The following is an 18052-nucleotide window of genomic DNA, read 5'->3' as shown; positions in this document are numbered from 1 at the left end:
GCGGAATTAGGCACAGTTGTCAGAGCAAATTAATATTCTGAATTAGTTCATTTCCAAAAGGAGTGCTTTAATGGAGAAAAAATCAACTTATGATTACATCGTTGTAGGCACAGGTCCTGCTGGGGCCGTGATTGCGAAGACACTTACTGACGACATGCGAACCTCCGTGCTTGTTTTAGAATCGGGCGGAAACCATGACAAAGACAAACCGATTAAGGATTCAACCTTTGCACTTGAATTGGAAGAAAGTTTCTTTCCGAATTACTTTTGGCAGGGAGAAGGCATCCCCCAAGAGGAACTTGATGAACGCGCATTCGAATGGACAACAGGTCGACTCTCGGGAGGCGGTTCCTCAATCAACGGAGAACAATATGTTAGACCGACATCCGCCGTGCTCCGAAAGTGGGAACGGCTGCTTGGACCTCTATGGTCACCTGATAAAGCGATTCGACGATTCAAAGCATTGGAGAATTATAACGGAGAAACCACAGATATCAATGCACACGGGTATCGAGGAAGAATTAACATTCGGCAAGCACCCGAAACTCCAACGCCGATGGCTCACAAGCTGACAACTGCGATCGAGCGGGCAACAGGTTATCCGACCATTCTTGACTATAATGATCCGAATACTCCCATGGGACCGTTCACCCGTTGGCAATTATACCAACAGCCTGATGGTCGCAGGGAGAGCTCCTCCACGGCCTTCCTGTCTCGCGATATTATGACGGCAACAGGTCGGGGAGTGAATAACAGAAAACTAACTGTGAAGTTTCGAACAACGGTTCTCCGTATTCTTTTCTCCGGCAAGCGGGCCATTGGCGTTGAATATTTGAAGGATGGCAAGTGCTGCTATGCATATTCCCGTAAAAAGGTTATTATTTCGGCGGGGATCAACAGCCCTCAGTTGTTGATGTTGTCAGGAATCGGACCCGCCAAAATGCTGAAAAAGGCTGGAATCCCTGTCATCTTCGACAATCCAAACGTAGGGCAAAGGTTAAAAAACCATACGTTAAATTTCGCAGTATTTGCTACCAATTCACAAGATCGTCCCCTCCCTCCCTTAGACCCCAACGCTCTGTATACGGGAGGAGCTTTCTTGCCAGATCCATCTGGTATCGATCCGGATGAGCGGGCTGTTCAACTCGTTGGCATTGGATCCGATGAAGAATTGACAATAGCGATTCTGTACTTGCGACCCAAGAGCAATGGGACGATCCGCATACAAAGCAAAGATCCGCTGAATATCGTATTGGCAGATGAGGGTTTTCTCTCAAATCCGGACGACATGGAGGCGGTAAAAAGAATTTATAGAACGTATATCAAAGATATTGCCATAGAGTTGGAACAGATTGATTCTTCATATCGTCTCGTATCCCCTACATTTGATATTATCGATGACGATGACAGGCTTGAGGAATTTATTAAGGAAAATTTCGATCACAATCACCATCAGCAAGGATTTCTGCGGATGGCTCCTTTATCCGAAGGAGGAGTCGTTAACCGTAAAGGAAAGGTACACGGAGTTCAAGATTTGATCGTTGCAGATGCGTCCTTAGTTCCATATACAGTCGACGGAAACACCTCTTCTGCTGCATACCTTATCGGATACACCATCGCAAAGCAATTAAGTAAACGCAAAAAAAAGCAACGATCACATCCGGAATCGGGGGAAGAATGAAAACTCCCCGCGGTTCCGTTATGATGGAATGCTAATATAGCGAAAGGAGCTCATTGCCGCGCTCGACCGGCCGCTTCTCAGCCGGTGGATGCTTTGAGCTACTACCGGACTAATCTTCTAGTTCAATCTCGATACGGGCAAGGACGCCAGCTGGATTATCTCCGCTTCTGTTTGCATTGGACGGGAAGTTAAAAGCGGCGATCACGATATCGTTTGTACCTCTCCGAAGGAAGCGTCTGATATTAAAAGTTCTTCCCGGATTAAAGAATGAAACATTGCCCTGCGGGTTGTCGATAACGACCGGCCGTCCATTGATTAAAACGATGGCAAAGTTATCCACGGACAGGAACAAGCTGGCTCTCTCAATATTGTCTCTAATCGTAAATCTTCTGGCGACCACGGCAGCAGGACCGTTAGGGTCATTTCTTCCCCAAACGTACGATTCACCAGCTTGCGGCGCAACCCATGCCGGATTTCGCTCGATTTCTAGTGCATTTACCCAATTTCGATTCGTACTTATTCTTCTAGTTCGTTGGCTAATAACAACCGGATTTTGTGCATTCAATGATCTCTGTGCGGCAATCATCGTTCTCATTGCTTTTGCAACGCTACCCGCCCAGATTCCGCTATGTCTTCTAGGCTTTTGTTGTTTGACCGTATTTTTTGCCTTTCCTGATACTGTGCTTTTGTGCATTGTGCTTCCTCCTTTTTATCAACGAAATCCTTAACATATATATGAGTCCAGCGAATTAATGGATATGGACAATAGATTAGTCACAATCACTCAATTTTCTCACGGGTGTCGTTGTTTAATGTTCAGTTTATGTACAATGAAAAATGCTAAAAACGGGGACGGTAAGTTGCCGTCCCCGTTTATCGTAATTGGGGATACCACATGGGTGCAGTATCGTAATTTGATAAATTAAATTAAATCAATGAATGAATGCTTCATTAAGGAGCTTCGTTATATCCAAAACGTTCCCAAGATAATAACCAGGAGAATGAATAAAACCAGAACAGTTCCTACTGGACTACCGTATCCGTTGTAACCACCTTTTTCGCAGCTCACCGATTTAACCTCCTTGCTTTGTGGAATGGTACAGTTTATGTACATAGACGGTCTTAGTCTGGACATTTCGGCAATCATGATCAGATTGTGCTAATGCTAAGGGTATTACCCATGCTTTCAGTGCCTTCAGGCGTCTGCCAAACCGTCTTGTAAACAGCAAAAAACCCTTGCATCGCAAGGGTTTTAGCTTCTCCTATTATATAAATTCCGGCTGTATGTGATGCGTCATTACTCTACATCAACGGGATGCTGTATTTTATCCCGATACAGATCGATGTACAGCTGACCGTAGGTTCCTTTCACTGCATAAAAAACATCTGCAATTTCTTTGTTCCGGACTTTTAATTTTTCTTTAATCCACTCTGGGGACAGATCATTAATTTTTAGATTATTTTCTAAAAGTTGGCCATCCATGATAAGCTCAATCGGAAACTGCTGATTCCCTTTCAAGCCCTTTTTCATATCTTTTAAAGTTACATTCTGGTATTCCTTTTTCTTCATTACAGATATCTTTCCATTGATCTCTAATACGCCGTACTCCACTTCCGAGATGTCAAATATATCCTTTTGCCGCAACATCTGATTGATCGTATCTAAAGTTAACTTATTTTTCCTTAGATTCTCTTCCAGGATCTTGCCACCTTCTATAACTACGCTCGGCGTCCCTTCAGCCCACATGCGGAATTTACGATTCTTCACCACGATCTTTGATAAAAAATATGATGTAAATGTAAATACGGCAAGCGAGATTAGCAGGTGTATGACTTCCATTTTTTCATTGAAAGCAAAGTTCGCAGCAATTGCCCTAATATCACGGCCGTAACAAATTCATGAAAATTCATGTTAGACAACGTTTGTTTGCCCAAAAACCGCGTAATAATCAACAAAATGACGAATGCTGATATACTACGAAGTAAAATAACCATGTGCTCTAGCATGAAGGCCCATACCCTCCTTTCTACCGTATATCTTATGTATGGGCAATTTTTCTAAAAATAAACCGATAAGCTTAGATGCCTTCAGCAGCAATCCGACCTTATCATAAAATCTCATATCGTTCGGTCTAAACAGTCCTGTAAACAGCAAAAAACCCTTGCATCGCAAGGGTTTTCATAAAGTGGGCCCTGAGGGACTCGAACCCCCGACCAGTCGGTTATGAGCCGACCGCTCTAACCAACTGAGCTAAGGGAAACGTTTTTGTGGGGTATAGCCTGTTTAATTTCTTCATTATATATAGGTTTAGATCTGCACATGTTTTCCTGTGTTTTTAAGTTTTTGTTAGCAATTGCGTTAGCAATTTGTGACTTTCGAAAGACTTACTTTTCTCACAAAAAGCATATACAAAATCACAGTTCTTTACAACCCTCCAAAGAATTGAAATCCAGTAATGCTATTTTAATTTCCAACCTTTTTGTTTCTGTGGGGTTTTATATATGAGAGTAAAAATACAGAACAAAAGGATGATCAAAAAATGAAAAAACAAGTTGCTGTTACGGCCTTAGCTTGTGCGCTTGTTCTTGGTGGCGGAGGGTTTGCATACTATTCTTACGCTGCTGGTGCTGAACAAACCGTTATTCCGGTTGTTGCGTCGTCTTTAGAACCACAGCAAAATGAGGAAAGTCATGTGCTTGAAACTTCATCGCCAGACCAAGAAACGTTTGAAATAAAGCCAGAAACAACAGTGGGCCCTGGCGTTCAGGATCCTGAAAATATCGATTTAGCTGATGTACCGGAGGCAGATATACATATTCCGCTTTTAAAAGATAATGCTGCTGCATTACTCAGTTCCTTGGGACTAACTAAACAAAATATTCAAGCGTTGCAAAGGGAGTATGGACTTCACCTTAGATCCTTATTAACAACCACAGATGGTGATGAGATTCGTATAAATCAAGTCGATGCAAATATGGGAGTGTCAGATGCTATTGAGAGCCTGAAGACAGATTATTACCCTGAGACTTCTGAATTAACAGAGGTTAATGGTCTTAAAGCATTGTATGTTGATGGGGAAGTGAGAAAAGTTGTACATTTGATCTCTGATGATCACCTCTTTACTATTTCAGCTAATACGGCCTCGCTTGAAGAATTGATGGATATCGCAAAACAAATTCGTGAATAATGTCCATAATAAAAACAGCTCATAATTGAGCTGTTTTTATGTAGACTTATACACTGTTTTTCATTTGCTATTGTAAAACATCATCCAACTGATATTATTTCATCGATCTTAATCCATTGCCAGTCACCTTCAGCCATAGACAATTTGATCTCCCGTCTGAACGTGTGGATCAGCACGACAATACCCGTTAACTCTGTATCTTCATACTCATCAAACAGTCTTACTGTAACTACACGGTGTTCATGAAAAGACTCGGCCAACGCTTGTTCAATCAATTCCATTTCCTGCGGATCAAGCGTTGGACGGTCTTTTCTCCCCTCTTCGAGCTGCCGACGAATTATTGTCTCCTTATGTTCAGGCAGCATCATACGACTTGACTCCCAAAGGCCGTTACCCTCCAGTTTTTTTCGTGTTGTTGTCATTTATAATGACCTCCTATCTTAGCCGATCGATCGAGTGCCTGACCCGCTGCCGTCATTGAGACCGCCCGAATCAAAATTGAATTTCCATATTTGTTTTTTAGAGCATCAGTTGTCCGTTCTAATGCCATTTGTTTCTCACGGCCAGTATCAAACAGAGACATCTGGTATTCGTTATCGGGAGTGAGCTGCGTCAAGCTAATGCCAACCCGCCGGATCGGCAAGCCATCCCAATGCTCTTCCAGCAGCTTGGAGGCCCAGCGGTAAACTTGCATAGTGATGTTAGATGGGTCCTCCATCTTCATTTGCCTGGAGAAGCCGGTGGGGCGATCAAAGTCTGCTCCCATACACCCGACCGATACAACTTGACCCATGAAACCAAGTGACCTGCAACGCTGACAAACCAACTCTGTTAGTTCTAGCAGCACGACCTTAATCTCTTCGATGGTGCCGTAATCCCGCGGCAAGGTCATCATGTGGCCGACGGATTTAGGAGCGACCTGGTGCGTCCCCGGCAGTACAGGGCTGTCATCGATGCCGTTTGCGATCCTCCAGTATAACTCGGCCTGGATGTCTGAGTTTTTTCCAAACTTGCGCCGCATCATCTGCTTGAGCTTTCCAAGAGGCGTCTGAGCTATACTTCCGATCGTAGGCAATCCCATCACGGTGAAGTGACGAGTCATCCGGCGTCCCACCATGTACATTTCGCTCACCGGAAGCTTCCATAATGTTTCAGGCAACATCTCTTTTGTGAGAGTGTATATACCGGATGGATTTTTCTTGGCGTAATTGTCACAAGCAGTCTTCGCAAGTATCTTGTTCTCAGCAATCCCGAAGCGAATATATACCCCTGTCGCCGCCTTGACATGTGTTTGGATCAGATGAGCCAATTCCTCAGGAGTGTCAGCATGGAGATGCATAGACCCAGTTACGTCCAAAAACTGCTCATCAATACTGAACGTTTCTACAAGGTCGGTATACTGCTTGTAAATGTCCGTGATGAGCATCGCCACATCAATATACCTCTGCATGCGTGGTCGTATCACTACAAGCTCAGGGCACTTTGCATAAGCTTCACCCAGTCTATCCTCCGTCTTAACCCCTTTGGATTTGGCTATAGGGCATGCAGCCAGAACAACGCCTGAGCGCCTTTCTGGATCACCAGCAACCACCAAAGGACGGTTTTTATATTCCGGATGCTCGGCTTTTTCCACACTGGCATAAAAAGATTGGCAGTCCACCAACATAACAACACGCTGCCGTGACTTCAATCCATACCCCTCCTTCGATAAAACAGGAACATTTGTTTGTATTATATGCGAACACCCGTTCTTTTATCAATGTAAAATTAATGTAATGAAATGGGTTATACCTTATCACCGTCCGCGTAACAATGAATACGTGTTATGTTTGGCGGAAAGTTCAATCCAGACGGAGAGTATCGCGCAAAGCAGGAGCGCTTAACCTGACCGCATTGGAGTATCGGTTTGTCGATAAGACTGCTCAATCCAAAAACCTGAAGAGAAACGATCAGAACAAGCAAGATACTTCGTTAGGTAGTATAATTTGCTTGATCCCGGCGGCTTACGGAGTTTTTCATGCGATGTTTCGTATAGGAGAAAATTGCGACTGGAGTGTTGATTCAGTCATACAACAAGAGGAAACCTAATAATCATAATTCGATAAAATCACACGAACTAAGTATGGATGAGAAATACAGCGCACGTAATTCTTTGCCGAAGCAAAGGTATAGTGTACAATAGTGAAAATTAAATATTATAAATTTATACTGACCTGTAAAAACATATCAATTAGAATGGAAGAAAGCTCTTTTACCTCAAGAGAGGAGGAAGTTAATGTTTATTGATAAGTTGCTAGGAGTTTTCGGTGGATTGTGTAGCGTTGTGATTTATATTATCGTTTGTTTTTTCAGTCCTACCGAAATGTTGAATTGGGGTACTATTACGATCTTACTCTTTATGTTGTTTATCCCTGGTTGTTTGGCAGTTTTTTCAGCCATAGTACGTAGAAGAGGACTCATGCTAATTTCTATAGTTTGGTTATTACCTGTAGTTCTTTATTTCTCTGGGGGAAATGGAGTATATAGATATACGTGGATTATAATCGTGTTGTTATCTGTTAGCTTCATCTTAATGAACTTTAAGAAACCGACTACCCATAGTAGGTAGTCGGTCAATTTCACTTAATATATTTCGATTGTACTCCACAACAATAGTTCGCCTTCGCCAGTTATGTCCTGAATCGCATCATAGTCAAAAGCAGCATTGTTTTCTCCCCAAACGTAGACATTGTGAGTAACCCATGTTCCTTTATTATGGTCACCAAAATCATAATTATGAAAACTACCATACGCTGCTTGTCCTACTGCAGTGCCATCTTGCCTATCATTTCTCCATGATTGTTCAAGATCAACGTACCAATTAGTTTCGAGTGGAGAATTTTTAACAGCCCAAGTTGCAGATCCGCCAGTACTATACGCAGGATACCCATTCTGTGAATACCAGTATAGCAGAGCTTTTGTATAGACAATATCCCAATTCGCGGGATCTTTTGTTAACAACTTAATTTGCTTGTTCCACAAAGGAGCGAAAGGCTCAATCGTTTTTTGGTATCTGGGGTCATTAGACAGGTCAGTTCTAATAACGTTATATGTATTATTCTCGGAGTTCACTTTAATGTCTAATCGAACTGGGTTATCAGCAGCATTACCTGAGCCACTAAAAATCCTTCTCTGTGTTCCATCAGAAAGTTGTTGAATGGTCACCTTCAAACTCTCATTCTTTTCGACCGGTGACAGAATAGTCTCCTTAACAACAGCCTTAGGACTTTCTTTTACTTCTTCTGCAGACGCTACCCCAGAAAATAAACCAGCTACTAGTGTCAGAGAAAACAAAATACTTAATACTCTTCTTTTCTTCATTGTTACTCCCTCCCATTTATAGTGTTTAATTACCTTTATATAGTAATATATGTATATAAAAGATGTCTATGGATTCTAATAAATTATTTTTCATAATTGATAGAATATTCATATAATAGAATAAAACACTTCTCTTTACCTTACTAACTAGCTGTATAATTGATTAGAGGTGTTTTTATGTTTATTGATCCGATGTTACTCGCAACAGCGCCAGCTCCGTTTTCCGATCCCCATTATATCTTTGAACCAAAGATTGACGGACACAGGCTCCTTTTCTCCCAAAAGTCCGGTCGGATCCGACTCTATACTCGTCATGAGACAGAATGTACTCAACAATACCCTGAATTATTGGTTCCGTTTGATGATGACATTCTTCTGGATGGTGAAGTGGCATGTGCCGGGCCCGACGGCGTGGATTTTGAGGAAGTCATGATCCGGTTTAAAGCAAGTAAGGACCAACGCATCAAACAGCTGGTCATGTCTTCTCCAGTTACGTTTGTTGTGTTCGACATATTGCAATACAAAGGGCAAGACCTTCGGAAGATGCCATTGCTGAAGCGCAAAGAGATCCTTGCCGGCATAAAAATGCCAAATCAGAAATTTGGCATCATTCCCTTCGTCGAAGGTGTGGGAGAGGCGTTGTTTGAACAGATGGTATCCCGAAAGCTTGAAGGGATGGTCGGCAAGCGAAAGAATAGCCTTTATGTAAGCCGCCGATCGACAGCCTGGCAGAAGGTCATTAATTGGTCTTATACGGACGTGATCATAACTGGGTATCGTAAGGACGAATTCGGATGGCTCGCCGCTGTCCCTGATGAGTCCGGGCAGCTTCGTCCAGCTGGAATTGTGGAGTACGTAACACAAGCAGTTCGAAAAGAGTTTTATTCGAAGAGTCAATCCCTTGTAATAGGCGAGGACAAAAATTTTGTGCATTTGACGCCAGTTACCCGGGGGCGGGTGAAATTTAGAAACTGGTTCAAATCGGGGATGTTGCGAACGCCAGTATTAACGGAATTCATAAAATGAGAAAATGAGTTGAAATAAAAAAAGGACCTTGCATGCAATTAAGCGGCAGGGTCCTTTTACCGATGCTATCGGATTACTATATTGCAAAGGTTAGACCGAAATAATCAATAGATAAATCAAAAGGAGGAGAAACACATGTTAAAGGAACTAATGATTGCTATAGAAAAACACCAACAGGTAAGTGTCAAGACAAAAGACGGGAATATAACAGTGGGCCTACCTAAACATTCTACTGATCCAGGGAGAGTGAAAATTTATACAAAAAATGAGGTCGTATCTTTACCTTTAAATGATATAAATCATGTAATGAGGATCATAGGTTTTCCGACTAAATAACGAAGTTTAAATGAATCTGTATGAATGAATTTGGAACGAAGACCCAATACCACCTAACCGGTAAGGTCATATTTAATTTTCCACATATCGCCAAACCAGGGCATATGGTGTAATATTAAAAACATAAGACATAAGACCTAGGACTAATACTTCAGCCGATGAAGATATCAGGAGGTTAATATGCAAAGGGAGATCAAGTACACGCCTGTTTTAAAGTGGAAGCAAGGAGAGCAGAAGGCTATTGAGGAATTGGAAATATCTGTAAAACAAGATTTAACTCCAATGATAGAAATTCCTCCAATTGACTGGGATTTCGAAAATGAAGTACCTAAGAAAACGATTGACGAACATCTATCTAAAGTAGGAGAGTCACTTGAGAAATCATGGGGATTAGAAGATTATCCTGTTTTTGTTGATCTGAATTATATAGAAGCCACTGATCGATTACAAAATGGTCAACACCCTCTAAATTTTGTCCTAGAAGAAGCTAGAGCCCGTAATATAAATGTGATACCAGTTACTAGCAGTTCACGGGACCAGGCTTACCAAAATGAGATCAGATCAGCTCATGGTCAAGATAGAAACGGAATTTGTTTTAGATTAAAAGAGGACGACTTCTCAGACATACAGGCGAATATTGATAATTTGTTAAACGAACTAACTGTAAGCCCTGCTGAGGTAGATTTAGTACTTGATTATGAATATGTAAATCCTAATGATCAAACTAGGACTTTTTTATTTCTAACAAGCATTATTAACTCTACCCCTTATCTACATCAATGGAGGAACCTTGTGCTTATTGGGACATCGTTTCCTAGCGATTTATCGGCTGTTGGATCTAACTCAATAGATACAATCGAAAGAACAGAAAGGTTAATATGGAGGAGGCTACACTCATCATCAATTGGTAGAATCCCGTCTTATGGAGATTATGGGATATCCAATCCCGCACCATTTGAAGCTGATCCTCGCTTCATCAACATGAGTGCAAACATTCGATATACCGCAGCTGATAAATACATCATTTTTAAAGGTCGCATGATTAAAAGATACGGAGGAACCCAGTATTATCAATTAGCCAACCAAGTTGTTTCGCATCCGGAATATTCAGGTCATGGATTCAGCGCCGGGGACTTGTACATACGAGAAGTCGCTAGCAATAATGATGGTCCCGGCAATGCAACCAGTTGGCGCAAATCCGGGACCAATCATCATTTAACTTATGTAGTCAATGAACTCTCCAGTGTGTCCTTGCCTTAAGAGCTTTACGCACTTCATTCTGCAGTACATTAAGAGGTAAGTTTTTTGCCAATGCATCCCAAAGAACGTTTCGAGGCTTGCTCATTAAACCCTTTTGCAAGCCTTTTTCTTTTAGTATCAATAGAGCTTCATCTCTCCATAAAAGCTGTGCTACAGAAAGTGCATCTACTTCTTGATTTTTTTGAGGCTCTCTTAGAACAAAAAAATGGACCATGCCGTCCTCTTCTTTCTCCGCCTGTGTAATACCCCACCATTCAGGAATAATATCTTTTATACCATCTACAAATTTTGAGGCAGTTAATATCGTCACATTATCGAAGACTTTATTATAGAAGGATGACTGAATTGGCAGCCTTGAAAGGGTATCACTTTCACTTTTGATCTCATAGCCATTTATTGCTCCATTTACAACAGCAACATCTATTCGAGCATCACCTTGGCAAAGAGCAAGCTCATCCAAGATCAAAGTATCCGGCTCATCCTTGTGTTCATTATGGAGTGAAAAATGAAGAGATCTCCGGATATCGATATCCTTAGTTTTCATAATTGCACCTCCATTCAGTAAATAGAAAAATATAACTTAAACAAGTTTAGCACATGGTCATAGGTTGTCAAACAGAAAAAAACACCCCATTAGTATCAACTAACGGGGTGTTTTACATTACACTAATCCCAGTTAAAATCATCTATAGAGCTTATTTGGTTATAACTGTAGCTATTTTAGTCTTATTATCCCAGCCTATTTTTGCCCCCAGTGCCTCGCCAACAGCCCGGAGAGGTACATAGGTCACTCCGTCCATTAGCTTACCGTCTTTTATTTGCTTGCCGTTTACGATGACATTTACCTTGTCGCTCACCGTAGCTGCACTCCCCTTCTTTTTAAGGCCTAAGTATTTCGCGATTCCGGCGACATGCCCGGCAATCAAAGCATCAATGACTTCCTGACGTTTAAGCTTTGCCGCATCAGCAGCAACATCGATAAAAAGGTTTTCAGTCAGGACGGCAGGCATCTTAGATTCACGACACATGTGCAGATTCGCTGCCTTCTGGCCACGATCAATTACATTGAATGGCTTCAAGGCTGTCATGATCTCGGTGTGGAGCACGTTTTGCAGGGACCGTGAAGCAGTTGAAGCATTAGTATACCGGAAAGACTCAAAGCCACCAGCCCCGCCGCCGGCATTGCAATGGATGGAAACTAGGAGGTCCGCATCGGCTTTGTTGGCCGCGTCGGTCCGCTCTTTGAGCTCAAGGAATACATCTGATGACCTAGAGAGTTCTACCTGTACTCCAATGTAATCACGTTCCAGCTGCTTTTTGATTTCAAGTGAAAGAGTTAGAGCTAAATCCTTTTCTTGTAGCCCGTTCCCGCATGCTCCCGGATCCTTACCACCATGGCCGCCATCAATCCGTACCTTTTTCATGACTCAATTCCTTCCCTTGTCTGTTTCACTGCCTGGTGACCAAACACAGCAAAAGCGCCGGCGAGAATTCCCTGAATGACAGCCTCAACTGAAAAACCGAGAAGTCCAATAGTGAGCCACACAGCAATGGCAATGACAATATAGACGATGCTCCAATTTGCAACCCTTGGGGTTTTCTTCATAACCCACCCAACAACCCAACATGCCGCCACTACGATGAGCAGCCGAGGATCGATCAATTCAAAAATCACGTTCCATTCCATATACATTCATCTCCTATTCTTTCATCTCATCAATTCGTTTGTGCGCTTGCTTGGCCGACTCTTCGACTCGAGTCAAACGTTCGGCAAAACCATCCATACGCTGTCCTTGGATACGGACGTCTACCTTAATGTCATCGATACCACGCTTGATGTAAGACACATCGGTATGCAACGATGCGTCCGCTGTGGCTTCTTGTACCACCTCAGCCTTATAAGCCTTCGTCTTGCCAACCCAGCCAAGCACGATGCCGCTGATGGCTGCGGTGACAGAAATGATTGCTGTGAGCACGGTCCAGTCCACCCTTCTTCCCCCTGTCTTTGTGAAATGATCGAGAACCAAACCCAAGAGAAAAAAAGCCCCTCTAGGCATGGGGGCTTAGTTGTATTCGACTACCTGATAATGCCATAGTTCTGATGTCGTTACTCCCGGCTTGTTAGCTATCGAACCTTGAATAGCTATCGTGCTCTCAGTAAGAAACCAAATACGAGGATCAGCAACACCCCAATTCCAATCTTCGGCAGCGTCTGTTTCGTATGACCCAACCAGAAAACACTTTGTCATGTCCGTCACAGGGGTAGGAAGGTTAACGACCGTTGCTCCCGCACCTACCTCTCTGTTTGCGCTTCCTCGTATAATTTGTTTTACATTTTCGTACTCAACCACTTGATATTGCACAGTCACAGGAGTAGTAGAGGTTGGGGGATAATTAACACTGAAATTCACCCAAGATGGCCCATTAATAAACCCCCGAACCTTATTCCGTCGGGGTTTGTCCGTCAATCCCGTGACAGTAAAGAATAACACTGCTTTGTTCACATCCACGTCTGGGATTGGAGAGGTATATGAGTTGCTGCCTGTCATCGTTACTTGTCCTTTGGATATTCTCGATATTGACCCGCCTGGCATTGTTCCAGTCACGCCCAGTATTTTAACTCCTGACCTGATGTTCGATGGGATCATTGTTGGGACGGAAATGAATAATGAAGTGCGTGGATCGACAAACCCCCCTGCTGGAATATAAGCCTTGAAACTAGGTTCACCAAGAAAATTCTCGACACGCACCCCCGCATCGAACACCCGATTTCGATTGTCCGGCATTGATCCCGTTAGTTTTTTCCCTTTTACATACGCCGTTTTGTTTATCAACATATAATCAGCTTTCTGACCCGGAACCTCACCTAACGTTGCGTCGGAAGTGTCCACCACATTCGAGTCCCCATCCACACCAAAAACTTCAGCACCCGCTCGGATGTTTTTTGAATCAAGGTTTGGATCGTATGCCTGAATTGTCATCTGCGTTCCTGGCGGGTAATAACCACCGTCTATATTGACGTAAGTATCTACAAAGGCATCTCCGTCTGGGTTCGACCATAAACCGGATTTAAACTGATTTCCTTGTGTTGGTATGGTTCCTGTTACTATTCCCTCGTCCGTCCCGAACGTTTTAGGTGCTAATACGTCGGCCGCTGTAGCCGTACCATATTCACCCCCTTCACCCTGTAAGATAAAAGACGCTGCTGAGTAAACTGCCGTGTACACTCCATCCGCATCAAGTTTTACCGCACGTCCATTAGGTTTTTTCAGTGGTACAGCGCCTAAGACGTTAATTTGTAGGGTGGGGTTTGCTCCACTGGCTACATGTGCCCGAAAAGACACTCGCAACCCATCGAACAAACTCGACACTTTGTCGCTATCCACGGTGTATTCCGTTCCGGACCCCTCTGTCGTCCCAAGCCAAACCGTAGCTCTCAATTCTAGTTCGTTGATCTCCCGTCCAATTTCATTCATATCCGCTGGTTTAACCTCATCTTCAGGATCCCAGTCAGTTCTCGCCATTTATTGCGCCTCCTTTACCTCGATTGTTTGTAGCATCAAATGATCTGCTGTAATCGGGACATTAACCGGATCAGATGTCAGCACATTGTCGGAAGCGTCTTTCAGCTCGACAAGTGTGATCAAGGAAACCTCCGCCACCGGGACAATGTAATTAAGTGCCAGCACGTTGTCGGTAACAGCCTTAACCTCAAAATCCGTAATGGTATAGGTCCCGTTAATGACCACCTTTGCGATACGGTTATTTACGTATTCCGCCACACCATGCAAAAGTCCCGCTGTTATCATTTAATAGACACCTCCGGTCCATAAGAAAGAAATGGCTTTTCCCCGAGCTTCCAGGAACCGTCGAGCTTATAGTTCCAAATCATTTCTTTCATCTTCAAATAGCTTTGTATTTCAATCCCACCTTCAAGCGCAGTATTTTGCTGGTAGACCATGTTGGCCGGCTTGATCGTCTCGATGGTGTGAAGGACTTCCCGGAATACACTAGCGTTATCGATGTTTGCCGTCACCGTCAGCACACGGTTTTCGTAGTCCACCGAAACGATTGTCATCCCGGGACCCACGAGCATATCCAGCTGCTGCTGAAGGTAACGGATCGTAAACGGCGGCTTTGTTTGGTACCGGTTTAAGATCCGGCGCCGACGAAAATCAAGGATCTCCGTTGTCGGGTCCGCTTTGATATCTAGCATTTGCTCCCGCCGTTTAATCGCCTGCAGGCCGGATGTCTCTACAAACTGGTCGTCAAAGAGCTGATTAATCGCATCCCTCATCAGGTTAAGCTCGATGGTTTCGGTTTCAGCCAGTTCTTTAAAATCCTCGATACTTCCGTAATACTCTGGCAGGTGAATCAGGATCCGATCAGCCATGGATCGTCACCGTCCCTGGCTGCGGCACCTCGTCTGCCTCGAGGGTGAGGTTGGCCGCCGATCCGTTAACCGTCGTGCTTGCAACGTCCTCGATGCCGGTTACCGTCAGTATACGCGCATCGATCTGGGCAGTCCGGACGATCAGCTGCTGCTGATTGGCCCAATCCCGCCGAAGCTCAAGGAGGTAGGATGTGATCGCCGCCTCCACATCTGCCTGGACCTGTCCGGGCGTTATGCCGGCCGCCAGTGTCAGCGTCGTCTCGACGTTGATCGTAACCCCGGTCACGCCAAAGATCGTAACCTGATGATCGATCGGCGCCTGGCCGATTCCCTGCCCGCTGTTAACCGTAGGATCCATAATGGTCTGAACCTCATTGACGAGCGTCGTCGATGGCGGTTCCCAGTCCGCGGCAATAATGGTGCATTTGACGGTTCCGCCGCCCTTCCAGACCGGGTAAACCTTTGTTGCCCCAACGCCTGGTATAGCGTTGATCCGCTGCTTGTAGTCAGCGACATTGCCACCAAAGGCCGGCTCATTGACAGCAGCATAAAAACGCTGCCGGAGCTCGCCGTCTGGCTCCTCATCCTCACCAGGAACTAGAACTTCGGCCAAAACTGCCCTTGAGAGGTTCGCCACGTAATCGATCGGCAAAAGCGCTCCAAATTGCTCATTGCCGACAGTCCCTGGTGTCTCACAGGACAGTTTATATGTTCCGGTGCTGATCTTTTCTTTGGCGACAAAGCTCAGGTCTCCAATTGAATAGCGGCTACCAAGCGGCACGTCCATAAGCGCATTGGCGGAGTTGTAAAACAGCCCCTTACGTTCGGCAGGCGTCGCCCCGGCCCGGTTCACACCGAACTCGGCCGTCCTACGGCTGAGGTACTCGCCAGACGCGGTGTCCGCAAAATACAGGATATCGTTTATATCCAACTCGATATACATTTGCGCCAGCTCGGCCGCTGCCGGCGAACAGGCGTCGTAAATGACGCTACCCTCCCGTTTGTCGATCGTATCCGGCACCCGGGAAAGCATCCGCTGCAATATAAAGTCATAGGTCATGTGCTCATACATTTTGGCTCACCTCCTGCTCAAAACTGCCGTAGACCGTGACCACCGTGAACCGGATGGTGATCTGGTCACCGTTTATTTCGGCTTCCACGTTTTCTACGGAGTCGATCCGGTCATCCGGCAGCAGCGCCTCCTGAATCATCCGTGTTGCTTCGGATTGTACGAATTCCGGACTGCTGCCAAGCAACAACGTAAGCTCATGGCCGTAGTCGAAGCTGTAAATGTCATACCAGAACCGATCCGTCTGGAACACCTTAAATACGGCCTGTTGGATGGCGATAAGGCCATCGGTCTTACCGATGATCCTCCCTTTATCAAAATCGATATGCCAGGTCAAGGAGGGCTGTGGCTGATCCTCCAGCGACTCGTCCAGCAGGTTTTCGTCCGTTTCAGGTATCACGCGTCCACCACCCTATCTAAAATAATGTATTTCTGACCGCCCTGGACCCGAAGCATGAGCAGTTTGTCACCTTCCTCCAGCCCGCGGCGGATGACGATCGGCTTCACCGGCAGTGCAGGCTCGGTTTGCTTCGTGCTGGATCCGGTTCCGCTGTCATCCGTGTATTCGTGGGTATGGTGAAAATCGATTTCAAAATGAATCAGCGATTCCGGAATAACCAAAAAATCCGCAGGAAGGGTAAACCGTTGATCAACGATTACCTCTAGCGGATTCGCACTGCTCACCGTACCGAACATGACCGAGGTTGGATTCCCCGCAGCCACGGCAGCAACAGCAGCTTTTTTAAACGTATTCAGTAGATCAGCCATCTTACACCACCCTTAAATCCAATGACATGGTATGCGCAGCTCCATCGAAGTCGTGCGAACACTCATCGACCAATAGGGCCTGATCAACCCCGTACTCCGATATGACGATTCGGACACGCATGCCGGCACGCACACGAATATCACCCAAAGCGTTAACCTTGAGTGATTTCGTTTCCCGGTTTTTTAGCGTGGCCAGTTTACTTAGCAGGGCATTGATTTGGGCCTTGTTCATGTCCTCGTCCACGCCTTGATAGAGTTGCAGCAGGCCCCAGCGTTTGATATTCACACTGTCCTTGGCCAGATAAATCTCACGATTACCTGTGTCCTTGTTATCCTTATACAGCTTAATTTGGTTATACGTATCGCTGTCTATGGAACGCTTGATTTCATAGTCATACATTAAGCTGCCATCTCCAACGATCAAGTCCAACTGTACATCGTTAATCCCCCGGAGACACAGCGCGCCGAAGTCATCGTAAAGGCAATAGTCCCTGCCGGTGTTGGAGAAGGTTAACGTAATTCCTTTAGTGACGATATCGAGCAGCTTCTGACTATCCTCGGACATCGTCGGGATCTTGTATCCAGTATCCGCGACGGTGCCGAGCTTAAGGCCGAAGTCCTTGGCGATCCGCTGCAGAATCTCCGTTGCCGTAACGCCCTTAAAGACGTATGTGTCCACATTCATCAAGTAACGAATCTGATCGTATGCCGTGATGGTGACGGCCTCATCCCTGCCTTCGTCAATCGAGAAGATATAACCATGAAACATATTCGATTTATCCACTCGAACCCGAACGATATCACCGTTGTTGTACGTAAAATCGGACGACTCAAACGGGGATCCCTTCACCAGTTTGAAAGAAACACTGCCAGCCTTGCCGATCCGGGATGTCTTCCAGCTTAAACCCTCAACGATTTCGCTGACATCCCACTCCCCACCGGTGCCCTGCCGATTCAAGATTTTCACATCC

The 18052-nt window shown here is 44.8% G+C and carries 21 protein-coding genes, 1 tRNA gene and 1 pseudogene; 5 read left to right on the top strand and 18 right to left on the bottom strand.

The features are described from left to right. Positions 1 to 70 precede the first annotated feature (70 nt). The gene (locus M1D70_RS09590; RefSeq protein WP_456289755.1) at positions 71 to 1681 is read left to right on the top strand and encodes a GMC family oxidoreductase; all 1611 of its coding nucleotides are present in this window, start codon (positions 71 to 73) and stop codon (positions 1679 to 1681) included. Between the two features lie 109 nt (positions 1682 to 1790). Here M1D70_RS09590 and M1D70_RS09585 read toward each other — a convergent pair whose 3' ends face one another. The 4 genes and pseudogenes from M1D70_RS09585 to M1D70_RS09570 form a co-directional block, all read right to left on the bottom strand. Continuing rightward, on the bottom strand, positions 1791 to 2375 hold the full coding sequence (locus tag M1D70_RS09585; RefSeq protein ID WP_009589616.1) for a hypothetical protein: 585 nt from the start codon (positions 2373 to 2375) through the stop codon (positions 1791 to 1793). Positions 2376 to 2645: 270 nt separating this feature from the next. Next, positions 2646 to 2750, bottom strand: a complete 105-nt coding sequence (locus M1D70_RS09580) for a YjcZ family sporulation protein (protein ID WP_254663984.1) — start codon at positions 2748 to 2750, stop codon at positions 2646 to 2648. 228 nt (positions 2751 to 2978) lie between these two features. Next, positions 2979 to 3688, bottom strand: a pseudogene (locus M1D70_RS09575) (DUF421 domain-containing protein). A 180-nt stretch (positions 3689 to 3868) separates the two neighbouring features. Next, a tRNA-Ile gene (locus M1D70_RS09570) sits at positions 3869 to 3939 on the bottom strand. 282 nt (positions 3940 to 4221) lie between these two features. On the opposite strand from M1D70_RS09570, the gene M1D70_RS09565 reads away from it, so the two are divergent. Next, positions 4222 to 4869 carry a DUF4367 domain-containing protein gene (locus tag M1D70_RS09565; RefSeq protein WP_456289754.1) on the top strand — a complete coding sequence of 216 codons (648 nt, stop codon included), beginning with the start codon at positions 4222 to 4224 and terminating at the stop codon, positions 4867 to 4869. An 80-nt stretch (positions 4870 to 4949) separates the two neighbouring features. Here the strand turns inward: M1D70_RS09565 and M1D70_RS09560 are convergent, their stop codons facing one another. From M1D70_RS09560 to M1D70_RS09550, 3 genes are all read right to left on the bottom strand, one after another. Further along, on the bottom strand, positions 4950 to 5291 hold the full coding sequence (locus M1D70_RS09560; RefSeq protein ID WP_456289753.1) for a YolD-like family protein: 342 nt from the start codon (positions 5289 to 5291) through the stop codon (positions 4950 to 4952). After that, positions 5288 to 6559 carry a DNA polymerase IV gene (locus M1D70_RS09555; protein ID WP_456289752.1) on the bottom strand — a complete coding sequence of 424 codons (1272 nt, stop codon included), beginning with the start codon at positions 6557 to 6559 and terminating at the stop codon, positions 5288 to 5290. The genes M1D70_RS09560 and M1D70_RS09555 overlap by 4 nt, the downstream gene beginning before the upstream one ends. 932 nt (positions 6560 to 7491) lie before the next feature. Then, positions 7492 to 8229, bottom strand: coding sequence for a hypothetical protein (locus tag M1D70_RS09550; protein WP_456289751.1), 738 nt, complete (start codon positions 8227 to 8229; stop codon positions 7492 to 7494). Between the two features lie 177 nt (positions 8230 to 8406). Here M1D70_RS09550 and M1D70_RS09545 point away from each other — a divergent pair, with 177 nt between their 5' ends. The 3 genes from M1D70_RS09545 to M1D70_RS09535 all read left to right on the top strand — a co-directional run bounded on the left by M1D70_RS09545 (position 8407) and on the right by M1D70_RS09535 (position 10851). Continuing rightward, on the top strand, positions 8407 to 9255 hold the full coding sequence (locus tag M1D70_RS09545; RefSeq protein ID WP_456289750.1) for an ATP-dependent DNA ligase: 849 nt from the start codon (positions 8407 to 8409) through the stop codon (positions 9253 to 9255). 135 nt (positions 9256 to 9390) lie between these two features. After that, positions 9391 to 9591 carry a hypothetical protein gene (locus M1D70_RS09540; protein WP_456289749.1) on the top strand — a complete coding sequence of 67 codons (201 nt, stop codon included), beginning with the start codon at positions 9391 to 9393 and terminating at the stop codon, positions 9589 to 9591. Between the two features lie 180 nt (positions 9592 to 9771). Then, the gene (locus tag M1D70_RS09535) at positions 9772 to 10851 is read left to right on the top strand and encodes a beta family protein (protein WP_456289748.1); all 1080 of its coding nucleotides are present in this window, start codon (positions 9772 to 9774) and stop codon (positions 10849 to 10851) included. Here the strand turns inward: M1D70_RS09535 and M1D70_RS09530 are convergent. From M1D70_RS09530 to M1D70_RS09480, 11 genes are all read right to left on the bottom strand, one after another. Further along, positions 10820 to 11395 (bottom strand): sce7726 family protein, encoded by a 576-nt coding sequence (locus tag M1D70_RS09530; protein WP_456289747.1) that lies wholly within the window; start codon positions 11393 to 11395, stop codon positions 10820 to 10822. The two genes, M1D70_RS09535 and M1D70_RS09530, sit on opposite strands and share 32 nt — an antisense overlap. Positions 11396 to 11546: 151 nt before the next feature. Then, on the bottom strand, positions 11547 to 12275 hold the full coding sequence (locus tag M1D70_RS09525; protein ID WP_456289746.1) for an N-acetylmuramoyl-L-alanine amidase: 729 nt from the start codon (positions 12273 to 12275) through the stop codon (positions 11547 to 11549). Beyond that, on the bottom strand, positions 12272 to 12538 hold the full coding sequence (locus tag M1D70_RS09520; protein WP_456289745.1) for a phage holin family protein: 267 nt from the start codon (positions 12536 to 12538) through the stop codon (positions 12272 to 12274). The genes M1D70_RS09525 and M1D70_RS09520 overlap by 4 nt, the downstream gene beginning before the upstream one ends. Before the next feature lie 13 nt (positions 12539 to 12551). Beyond that, a complete protein-coding gene (locus M1D70_RS09515) occupies positions 12552 to 12839 on the bottom strand; it encodes a hypothetical protein (RefSeq protein WP_456289744.1) in 288 nt (95 codons plus the stop codon). A 75-nt stretch (positions 12840 to 12914) separates the two neighbouring features. Beyond that, positions 12915 to 14375 (bottom strand): hypothetical protein, encoded by a 1461-nt coding sequence (locus tag M1D70_RS09510; RefSeq protein ID WP_456289743.1) that lies wholly within the window; start codon positions 14373 to 14375, stop codon positions 12915 to 12917. Then, positions 14376 to 14660 (bottom strand): ketopantoate hydroxymethyltransferase, encoded by a 285-nt coding sequence (locus M1D70_RS09505; protein WP_456289742.1) that lies wholly within the window; start codon positions 14658 to 14660, stop codon positions 14376 to 14378. Beyond that, positions 14657 to 15244 (bottom strand): putative phage tail protein, encoded by a 588-nt coding sequence (locus M1D70_RS09500; RefSeq protein WP_456289741.1) that lies wholly within the window; start codon positions 15242 to 15244, stop codon positions 14657 to 14659. The genes M1D70_RS09505 and M1D70_RS09500 overlap by 4 nt, the downstream gene beginning before the upstream one ends. Further along, on the bottom strand, positions 15237 to 16316 hold the full coding sequence (locus M1D70_RS09495) for a baseplate J/gp47 family protein (protein ID WP_456289740.1): 1080 nt from the start codon (positions 16314 to 16316) through the stop codon (positions 15237 to 15239). Before M1D70_RS09495 ends, M1D70_RS09500 begins: the two co-directional genes overlap by 8 nt. Continuing rightward, the gene (locus tag M1D70_RS09490) at positions 16309 to 16713 is read right to left on the bottom strand and encodes a DUF2634 domain-containing protein (RefSeq protein WP_456289739.1); all 405 of its coding nucleotides are present in this window, start codon (positions 16711 to 16713) and stop codon (positions 16309 to 16311) included. Before M1D70_RS09490 ends, M1D70_RS09495 begins: the two co-directional genes overlap by 8 nt. Continuing rightward, positions 16710 to 17081 (bottom strand): DUF2577 domain-containing protein, encoded by a 372-nt coding sequence (locus M1D70_RS09485; RefSeq protein ID WP_456289738.1) that lies wholly within the window; start codon positions 17079 to 17081, stop codon positions 16710 to 16712. The genes M1D70_RS09490 and M1D70_RS09485 overlap by 4 nt, the downstream gene beginning before the upstream one ends. 1 nt (position 17082) lies before the next feature. Continuing rightward, entirely contained in the window at positions 17083 to 18048 is a 966-nt protein-coding gene (locus tag M1D70_RS09480) for an XkdQ/YqbQ family protein (RefSeq protein ID WP_456289737.1), read from the bottom strand. Positions 18049 to 18052: the final 4 nt, after the last annotated feature.

It is taken from the genome of Paenibacillus sp. AK002 (genome assembly GCF_053903045.1).
The sequence above is the reverse complement of the archived record's forward strand: the minus strand, read 5'-3'. Positions and strand labels throughout refer to the sequence as shown.

Coding starts and splice junctions, on each gene's coding strand:
- M1D70_RS09500 (WP_456289741.1), bottom strand. CDS start 15,244: ATGGCTGATCGGATCCTGATTCACCTGCCAGAGTATTACGGAAGTATC.
- M1D70_RS09540 (WP_456289749.1), top strand. CDS start 9,391: ATGTTAAAGGAACTAATGATTGCTATAGAAAAACACCAACAGGTAAGT.
- M1D70_RS09565 (WP_456289754.1), top strand. CDS start 4,222: ATGAAAAAACAAGTTGCTGTTACGGCCTTAGCTTGTGCGCTTGTTCTT.
- M1D70_RS09535 (WP_456289748.1), top strand. CDS start 9,772: ATGCAAAGGGAGATCAAGTACACGCCTGTTTTAAAGTGGAAGCAAGGA.
- M1D70_RS09585 (WP_009589616.1), bottom strand. CDS start 2,375: ATGCACAAAAGCACAGTATCAGGAAAGGCAAAAAATACGGTCAAACAA.
- M1D70_RS09485 (WP_456289738.1), bottom strand. CDS start 17,081: ATGGCTGATCTACTGAATACGTTTAAAAAAGCTGCTGTTGCTGCCGTG.
- M1D70_RS09560 (WP_456289753.1), bottom strand. CDS start 5,291: ATGACAACAACACGAAAAAAACTGGAGGGTAACGGCCTTTGGGAGTCA.
- M1D70_RS09495 (WP_456289740.1), bottom strand. CDS start 16,316: ATGTATGAGCACATGACCTATGACTTTATATTGCAGCGGATGCTTTCC.
- M1D70_RS09520 (WP_456289745.1), bottom strand. CDS start 12,538: ATGGAATGGAACGTGATTTTTGAATTGATCGATCCTCGGCTGCTCATC.
- M1D70_RS09530 (WP_456289747.1), bottom strand. CDS start 11,395: ATGAAAACTAAGGATATCGATATCCGGAGATCTCTTCATTTTTCACTC.
- M1D70_RS09550 (WP_456289751.1), bottom strand. CDS start 8,229: ATGAAGAAAAGAAGAGTATTAAGTATTTTGTTTTCTCTGACACTAGTA.
- M1D70_RS09545 (WP_456289750.1), top strand. CDS start 8,407: ATGTTTATTGATCCGATGTTACTCGCAACAGCGCCAGCTCCGTTTTCC.
- M1D70_RS09525 (WP_456289746.1), bottom strand. CDS start 12,275: ATGAAAAAGGTACGGATTGATGGCGGCCATGGTGGTAAGGATCCGGGA.
- M1D70_RS09590 (WP_456289755.1), top strand. CDS start 71: ATGGAGAAAAAATCAACTTATGATTACATCGTTGTAGGCACAGGTCCT.
- M1D70_RS09505 (WP_456289742.1), bottom strand. CDS start 14,660: ATGATAACAGCGGGACTTTTGCATGGTGTGGCGGAATACGTAAATAAC.
- M1D70_RS09510 (WP_456289743.1), bottom strand. CDS start 14,375: ATGGCGAGAACTGACTGGGATCCTGAAGATGAGGTTAAACCAGCGGAT.